An 8,397-nucleotide genomic window follows, 5' to 3' on the forward strand; every position below is an offset into this window, starting at 1 on the left:
GGTTCCGGCATAGACTGTGCCACCAGTATCAATATTCAATGTCGTGATGATTTCAGGATTGGTCAAGCCTCTATTGATACCCATCCAGTAAGAGCTGCCATTGTTGCTTTTGTAAACGCCTTCTTCGGTCCCGGCGTAGATATTGCCGTTCGCATCAACGGTCAGGGTTCTGATGTTTAACGTACGCTTTGCCAAACCGCTATTGACTGCAATCCAGGAATTTCCACCGTCAATGCTCTTGAAAACACCACCACCATGGGTCCCGATATGGAAATTGCCGCGGCTATCGATACTGAACGCCGTGACAGGAAATTTCGGCAAGCTATTGCTGATCGGCATCCAGTATGCGCCGCTATTACTGCTCTTGTAGACGCCGCTAGCGGTTACCGCGTAGATATTCCCAGCGGTGTCGTGGCGAAGTGAATGAATTTTTTTAGCTTCCTCTGGCAGACCGCTATTGGTCTCGACCCAGGTGTGGCCGCCATCGTTGCTCCTGTAGACGCCGGCATTCGTCCCCGCGTACACATTACCGCTGACGTCGATACAGAGTGCTTTTACGGTATCGTGCAAGCTACTGCTGGCATGAATCCACGAACTGCCGCCATTGTTACTCTTGTAGATGCCGTCAACCGCGACTGCGTAGATATTTCCGTTTGCGTCCAGGCTCAGCGCAGTAATCGATTGCACTGTGTCACCTTGTCGCGGTAAACCATTATTGATTGCCGCCCATGAAGTGCCGCCGTCTTTGCTCTTGTAGGCGCCCTCATTGGTTCCAGTATAGATAGTGCGATTAGTGTCAAAGCTAAGCACATTGATGGTTAGTGCACTTTCTTTTAATCCGCTGTTGAATGACATCCACCAGTCACTGGTTGCATGCTCCCAGGTATTCGCAGCAAGTGCAGATTGAGTTGTGAATATGGCGATACAATATGCCAATAAAATTGATGGCTTAGTCAAATATTTAATCGGGTTTTCGAAAAGTGTTTTCTTGATTGAGTATTTTGGCGAATGAATGTGCATGTGAATTCCTTGTGATGGGTGCTGATGTAAATATCAAGGATCGTGATAATTGATTGTCGCTGTTGTCCAAGCGTCCTCTGGTGAATTTCCGTATTTTAACCGTGCACAAATCTGTCAAAAAATGGCCACCGTTGCCGGTGGCCAAGGAGCTTGCATTTGCAAGCCGGTGCTAGCCGACGCGAGGGCGCCGGTAAAGGGGTTTATTTCGGGCAAGCGCCGTTTCGGCATTTGCCCGGATCAAATCCCGGCTTGGGCAGGTTCAGCGCATTGATCTTGCTGATGGTCGCGGCGCTGGGTTTCATGCCCCATTGCTCGAAAAAGCCCAGCAGGTTATTGCCGGAGATCAGGCTGGCGGCATACATGAACTGCTGCTTCTTACCATTGGAATCCTGCGCCCGTTTCTCATTTTTCAGGTAGCCGGCCTGGCCGATTTCGCGGAAGGCGCGGTACAGCTTGGGATAGAAGTTCTGGTCGCGATAGGCGAGGTTCAGCTGCCAGAACATGCCGAGCTTGAGGAAAGGATCGCCCTGGCGGTCGAAATCGCGCCCTGATTTGAGGAAATAGGCATCGATCTTCTTCCAGGTGCCTTGCGGCGCGTGGGCATCGGGATCATCCGGGGCGAAGCGTGGATCGTCGAGCTGGTCCTTGCCGTCCTTGCGCTGGAAGCGCTCGATATTCATCGAATGGATATTCACGGTGACTTCGGTAAGGCCATCCCAGTCGAATTCGCCCTGATGGTTGTGCCCCATCTCGTGCCACTCGCCCCAGCCGGCCGGAAAAGGCCGATCATCGAGCGCCACCCAGGTCGGCGGTACATCGGTCAGGGTCATGATCGGGTAGCCGCTGTGCATATAGCCAAGGCTGATATCGAGGTCCGGCACATAGTGCTCCTTGCGGCTGCCGGGGTTGTTCGGTGCCGGCAGGCTGTAGTCCTGTCCGGTCAGCTTGTCGTATTCCACCCGCATCGCATCCCAGCGCTGGATCACGGTGGCCGGCTTGCTGACGCTGCGTGCCACCGCGATCGGAAGTGTCAGCTTGACCCGCTCACCTTCGATCTCGGCCCATGGCGCGGTGGCGCTGGCCAGCTGGGCGTTCCAGTCGGCTTCGCTGTGGCTTCCCAGCTTGAAGTAGGCGGCGCGTCCGGCACCGTCGATGTCCAGGGTGAAGTTGCCCACGGTGCCCGCCTTGCTGGCATAGATCAGCCCGCCAAATGCCGAGGACAGGCGGTTTTCGCCCTCATTCAGGTGCACTGACTGCGCGATGCGTGCCGGCCGCTTCCAGCTACGGTGGTCCCCGGTGCTGTCGATATGGGCGCCGATCTGCAGGTCGATATCGACCCCCTTGGGTACGGTCACCGTAAAGGTTTCACCGGCAGGCGCGTACAGGCCGGTGCTGATCCAGTCATTGTCGCTACGCGTGTCGATGGCCACCTTGGCGTGGCTGATGCGCGCACTGCCGCTCATCTTGCCGGGGAAGCTGGCCGCCAGCGGGTCGGCCGCCTGTCCAGCTTGCAGGCCCTGGTTTTCATAGCGGGCGCGTAAGACCTCGCAGTCGAGGGACAGGCGCACCAGACGCTTGCCGTCTTCAATGGCACCGCTAGGGTCCGGGGCACCGCTTGGGTCGGCGCAGGCAAATTCGGCATCGGCGCCCGCTTGCAGACTGGCCACCAGTTTCGACTGAGCCGACTGGAACAGGCTCGCCGCTGCCGGATGCGCGGGGTTGGTGCGGAACAGACTCAGTGCGGCCGCGTTGAGCACGCGCTCACGCAGGGCATTGTCGGCATAGCCGGCCAGACCGGGAATGCTTGATAGCGCGAGCTGGCCGCTGCGATATTGCTGCAGATAGTCCAGCGCCGTGGGTGAGTATTGCAGGCGCAGTTCTGCCGCATTGCGGATCAGGGTGGACTCGGGATTGCCATCGCTAACCAGGCTCATGCCGATTTTGTCCAAAAGGCCGGTGAGCGGGTAGTCACGCACGCGCACCGGACGCGGGGCGACGGCCTTGGCGAGGGTGTCCCACGGTTCCGACTCCAGGCTGTAGAAGGGCTGCGCGATCAGTACCGCACCGCCGCGACGCAAATAGTCTTCCAGCAGCGCGGTTTCAGCCTGGTCGACGCGGAAGTCCAGATACACCAGTGGGTAGCGGGCCGGGTCGAGCTGCTCGGCGGTATAGCGTTGTACCGTGGTAAAGCTGATCGGCAGGCGCGCATCGATATCGGGGATGGGCAGCGCCTTTGCCAGTATGGGCAGCTTGGCACCGCCGGCCTGGGCCTGTTCATAGGCATTGCCGTTGTGGCGGGTCAGCCAGGCCAGCACATTGTCCAGCAGGCTGTAGTAGGCATCGCTCGACTGATTGCCAAAGGCTTCGGCCAGATCGCTGGCGGCATAGACAAACAGCCGGCCCTTGCCCAAGCGCGCGCCGACTGCCAGGGCATGGTCGGCTTCTGCCTTGGCCAGCGGCAGAATCCGCTCGCTATTGATACGGATTCCACCGGGCATCCATTGCTGGCTGCCCGGTGCGACCTTCAAATTGCGCAATAGCCGGGCGATGTCCTCGTCGGCGTAGTTGACAAAAAATTCCTCCGGCGCGACCGGCTGCGGACTCATGCCGGTGCCGGTGTTTCCGGCGCCGGCAATCACCGGCTGGCTGGCGACCAGCTCCCAGGTGCCGGTGCTGCCCTTTACGGGGGCAAACAGGGCGCGAACATGGCTGCCGTCCAGCAACAGGCTGGGCAGCAGCAGGCTGCCATCGCTGAGCGAATACTGGCTGGGCGTGGTGCTGGCTGCACCACTCTGGCTATTGCGCAATACCAGTCGCAATGGTTTGCCGCTTGGGCGCTGTACATCGAAAGTGACCTGCAGATGCGTCGGCTTGCCTGTGCCGTCCACGCTTGCCGCGACATCCTGCAGCACTAAGGTCGTGCTCTTGCTGTCGATCACCGGGGTGGCGAGCTTGCGCAAGGCCACCACACTGCTGCTTGCCAGGGTAAAGCTTGGTGGATTGCTGCCCGGCTGCATCGCCATCACCGCTTTTGCACTGCCGCCTGCCGCTTGCAGCCCCGGTATCAGCAATTGCCCGTCGTTGAGATTGAGCACACCCGTGCCGAGCTGGTTACCGCCAGCGTCGGCCCGCTCCAGGACAAATCGTTGCGGGTTGGACTGCGCTACCGGCCGCAGCAGGACATCAAACTGGCCGAGCCAGCTGCCGGCGCTGACATTGATGGCTGGCAGGCACAGGCGGCCGTCGTTCAGCCAACTGGGCGCACTGCATTCAAAGGCAGATGCCGGCGCATGAACACCTGCGCAGGCGGCCAGTGCCAGCATGCTGCTGCGCAGGGCAAATTGTCTGGAATCAGTCATAAGGTTCTCGCTGAGGATGTCGAATGTTCACGGCCGAGCGCGCCGCCGTTTGTGTGGAATGCCGGCTGATTATGTCGTGAGCATATCGGGCGAACCACTAATCAATCCTAAGCAGCGTGGCTGCGGCGCCTGGTTTGGCACGGCCTGATGCGCTTAGCGGCATGCGGCAAACGTATTGCGACTATGTGGCAACCGCTGCAAAAGCCCGTTGGCGCAAGGCTTTCCGTACTAAGCGGCGGCATGGCGCAAGGGCCACCTTGCGGCGACCCTTGGTAATACTCACAAGCCGATGCGGGCTGCTTCCGGTGAGCTTGATTCAGGCCGAGCTTGCTACGGCCATTGCGCCGCTTGCAGCCAAGGAATGGGGCATGGGCAGCGGCTTATTCCGGTCTGCTTGGCTCAGTTGTCCGCCGCACTATCGGAGTCGCTGGCTGGTTTGCCGGTGCTGATCACCGGCTGGCTGGCAACCAGCTCCCAGGTAGCGGTGCTGCCCTTTACCGGCGCAAACAGGGCGCGGACATGGCTGCCGTCCAGTATCAGGCTGGGCAGCAGCAGGCTGCCATCGGCCAGCGAGTACTGGCTTGGCGTGGTGCTGGCTTCGCCGGGCTGGACATTGCGCAGGGTCAGTCGCAGCGGCTTGCCGCTCTGGCGCTGTACATCGAGGTTGGCCTGCAGGTGTGAGGGAGTGCCGGTAGCGCCCAGTGCGACTGCGACATCGGGCAAGACCAGGCTGCTGCTCTTGTTGTCGATCACCGGTGTGATTTGTTTGCGCAAGTTCACCACACTGCTGCTCGCCAGGGTAAAGCTCAGTGGATTGCTGCTGCGCTGCATGGTCAGAACCGTTTTGCTGCTGCCGCCTGCGACGGCCATGCCTGGAATCAGCAGCTGCCCATCGCTGAGGTTGAGCGTGCCCAGCCCGAGCTGATTGCTGCCAGTGTCGGCGCGCTCCAGGGTAAAGCGCTGCGGGCTGGACTGCGGCACCGGGCGCAGCAGGACATCGTATTGGCCGTGCCAGGCGCCGGCACTGACATTGATGGCAGGCAGGCACAGCCGGCCGTCTTTCAACCAGCTGGGGCTGGTGCATTCAAAGGTAGCTGCCGATGTGTGAATAGCGGCAATAGCCAGTGCCAGCAGGCTGCCGCGCAGGGCAAATTGTTTGAGTTGCGTCATGGAGTTCTCCCCAAAGGATAATGAAATGGCAGGGATAGTCCGCTGCCGAGCTTGCAAATGCCGGGCAAGGATGGTCGAGGTGAATCGTGCACACCACTAATCAACGCTAAGCAGGAGCGGTGCGGCGCGCCGCCTGCCGTGGTTGAAAATGCTTAGCGGACTGCCGTGAACTCACGGCAGGTTTAGAAGGCGGTATCGAGAAGCTGTACAGACAAGATGCTTAGGCCTAAGCGATGCTGTGACAGATCGATGAAACGATGCCGCGCACGATGAAAAAGGCCACCTTGCGGTGGCCTTTGGTAAAACTCACAACTTACTTGGGGCAACTGCCATTGCGGCAGCGGCTCAGGTCGAACGGCGGTTGTGGCAGCTTCAGGCCATTGATGCGCGCGATGGTGGCGGCATTGGCCTTCATGCCCCAGGTATCGAAAAAGCCGAGCAGGTTGTAGCCGGAAATCAGGCTGGCGGCATACAGGAACTGCTGCTTCTTGCCATCGGAATCGCTTGGCCGGGTTTCATCCTTCAGGTAGCCGGCCTTGCCGATTTCGCGGAAGGCACGGTAAACCTTGGGGTAGAAGTCCTGATCGCGGAAGGCGAGGTTCAGCTGCCAGAACATGCCGAGCTTGAGGAATACATCCGGGTTGCTGTCGTAGTCGCGGTTCGGGTCCTTGAAGTAGGCGTCGATCTTGGCCCAGGTGCCGCCATTCTTGCCATCCAGATTGTCCTTGCCGTCGGTGCGCACCTGGCGCTCGATATTCATCGAATGGATATTGTTGGTGACTTCGCCCAAGCCATCCCAGCCGAAGGCACCTTGATGGTTGTGGCCCATCTCATGCCACTCGCCCCAGCCGCCCGGGAAGGGGCGGCCATCGAGCTTCACCCAGTTTGGCGGCACATCGGTAAAGGTCATGATCGGGTAGCCGCTATGCATATAGCCGCCGCCGATATCGATGTCCGGCATATAGCGCTCCTTGCGGCTGCCGGGGTTGTTCGGCTCGGGCAGGCTGAAATCCTCGCCGCTGATCTTGTCGTATTCGACCCGCATCGCGTCCCAGCGCTTGATGACGGCTGTCGGCTGGTTCACCGTGCTGGCCACCGACATCGGCAGGGTGATGATCACCCGCTCGCCCTCGATCTCTGCCCATGGTGCGGTGGCGGTTTTCAGTTGGGCGTTCCAGTCGGCGTCGCTATTGCTGCCCAGTTTGAAATAGGCAGCGCGGCCGGCACCTTCAATATCCAGACTGAATTTGCCGGCAGTCCAGGCCTTGCGCACATAGATCAGGCCGCCAAATGGCGATGACAGCTGGTTTTCGCCTTCATGCAGGTGCACCGACTGGGCAATGCGTGCCGGGCGCAGCCAGGTGGTGTGATGGCCTGTACTGTCGTTATGGCCGCCGATCTGCAGATCGACATCGACGCCCTTGGGCACGGTCACGGTAATGGTCTCGCCCGGTGGGGCATACAGGCCGGTGCTGGTCCACGGGTTGTCGGTACTGGTATCGACATTGATGCTGACGCGACCGGCGCGGGCGCTGCCACTCATGGCGCCAGGAAAGTGGCTGGCTGTCGGGTCGGCCGCCTGGCCGGGCTTGAGGCTCAGGTTTTCATAGTGCTGGCGCAGCACTTCGCACTCCATCGAGATGCGGTCGCGTGTGTTGTCGGCCGGATCCTTGGCACCGCTTGGGTCCTTGCAGTTGAACTGGCCCTTGGCGGAGCCGACCAGGCCGGCCTTCATATTGGCTTGGGCGCTATTGAACAGGGCGACGACGGCCGGATGGTCGGGATTGGTGCGGAACAGGCTGAACGCAGCCTTGTTCAGGGCGATTTCGCGCTCGGCATCGCTGGCCAGGCCGGCGAGGCCCGGGATGCTGGCCAGGGCGATCTTGCCGCTGCGGTATTGCGTCCAGTAGTCGAGCGCGGCGGGTGCATATTGCAGCTTCAGCTCATTGGCATTGTGGATGGTGGTGGAGTTCGGGTCGCCCCAGGTCACCAGCTCCATGCCGATTTTTTGCAGCAGATTCACCAAGGGATAATCGGTATAGCGTACGTCGCGCGGCGCGACCGCCTTGGCAAATTCATCCCAAGGGTAGCTTTGCAGCGCCCAGTAGGAGCGCGAGGTGAATACCGCCCCGCCACGGCGGATATAGCTTTCCAGCAGATCGGTTTCGGCCTGGTCGAGGCGGAAGTTCAGATACACCACCGGATATTTGGCCGGGTCGAGCAGGGCGGCGGTGTATTTGTCCACCTTGGTAAAGGCCACCGGGAAACGCGGATCGACCTTGGCGACCGGCAAATCCTTGGTGAGGATGGGCAGCTTGGCGCCGCCGGCCAGCGCCTTGTCATACAGATTGCCGTTTTGCACCGTCAGCCAGCCCAGCACATTGTCGAGCAGGGTGTGATGGTCGTCGGCAGTCGGCGTGCCGAAGGCATCGCGCAGATTGCTGGCCCCATACAGAAACAGCCGGCCATTGCCGAGGCGAGCGCCCACGGCCAGCGAATAGTCGCGACCACCGTTGGCCACCGGAAACACCCGTTCGCTGCTGATACGAATGCCGCCAGGAATGCCTTCCTTGGTGCCCGGCGCCACCGACAGCCCGCGCAACAGCCGACCCAGATCGCTCTCCGCATTGGCGACGAAGGACTCCGCCGGCGGGACCGGCGTAGGACTCATGCCGGTTGATGGACCGGTAGTGGTTCCAGTACCGGTTCCAGTACCGGTTCCAGTGCCGGTTCCAGTGCCGGTTCCAGTACCGGTTCCAGTACCGGTTCCAGTACCGGTTCCAGTACCGGTTCCAGTACCGGTTCCAGTACCGGTTCCAGTACCGGTTCCAGTACCGGTTCCAGTACC

Annotated in this window: 5 protein-coding genes; all 5 read right to left on the bottom strand. The window is 60.3% G+C overall.

Annotated features, from left to right (window positions below; translation table 11 throughout):
- On the bottom strand, positions 1 to 1,020 hold a 1,020-nt coding region (locus ACE3OH_RS15905; RefSeq protein WP_374355074.1), incomplete at its 3' end, for a WD40/YVTN/BNR-like repeat-containing protein.
- 200 nt (positions 1,021 to 1,220) lie between these two features.
- The gene (locus tag ACE3OH_RS15910) at positions 1,221 to 4,379 is read right to left on the bottom strand and encodes a M60 family metallopeptidase (RefSeq protein WP_374355077.1); all 3,159 of its coding nucleotides are present in this window, start codon (positions 4,377 to 4,379) and stop codon (positions 1,221 to 1,223) included.
- Positions 4,380 to 4,778: 399 nt separating this feature from the next.
- Positions 4,779 to 5,549, bottom strand: a complete 771-nt coding sequence (locus ACE3OH_RS15915) for a hypothetical protein (RefSeq protein WP_374355080.1) — start codon at positions 5,547 to 5,549, stop codon at positions 4,779 to 4,781.
- A gap of 313 nt (positions 5,550 to 5,862) precedes the next feature.
- The gene (locus tag ACE3OH_RS15920; protein ID WP_374355083.1) at positions 5,863 to 8,220 is read right to left on the bottom strand and encodes a M60 family metallopeptidase; all 2,358 of its coding nucleotides are present in this window, start codon (positions 8,218 to 8,220) and stop codon (positions 5,863 to 5,865) included.
- A partial coding sequence (locus tag ACE3OH_RS15925) for a hypothetical protein (protein ID WP_374355086.1) occupies positions 8,217 to 8,397 on the bottom strand: 181 nt, incomplete at its 5' end. The genes ACE3OH_RS15920 and ACE3OH_RS15925, both read right to left, overlap by 4 nt.

Source organism: Chitinimonas sp., assembly GCF_041904975.1.
Classification (GTDB): domain Bacteria; phylum Pseudomonadota; class Gammaproteobacteria; order Burkholderiales; family Chitinimonadaceae; genus Chitinimonas.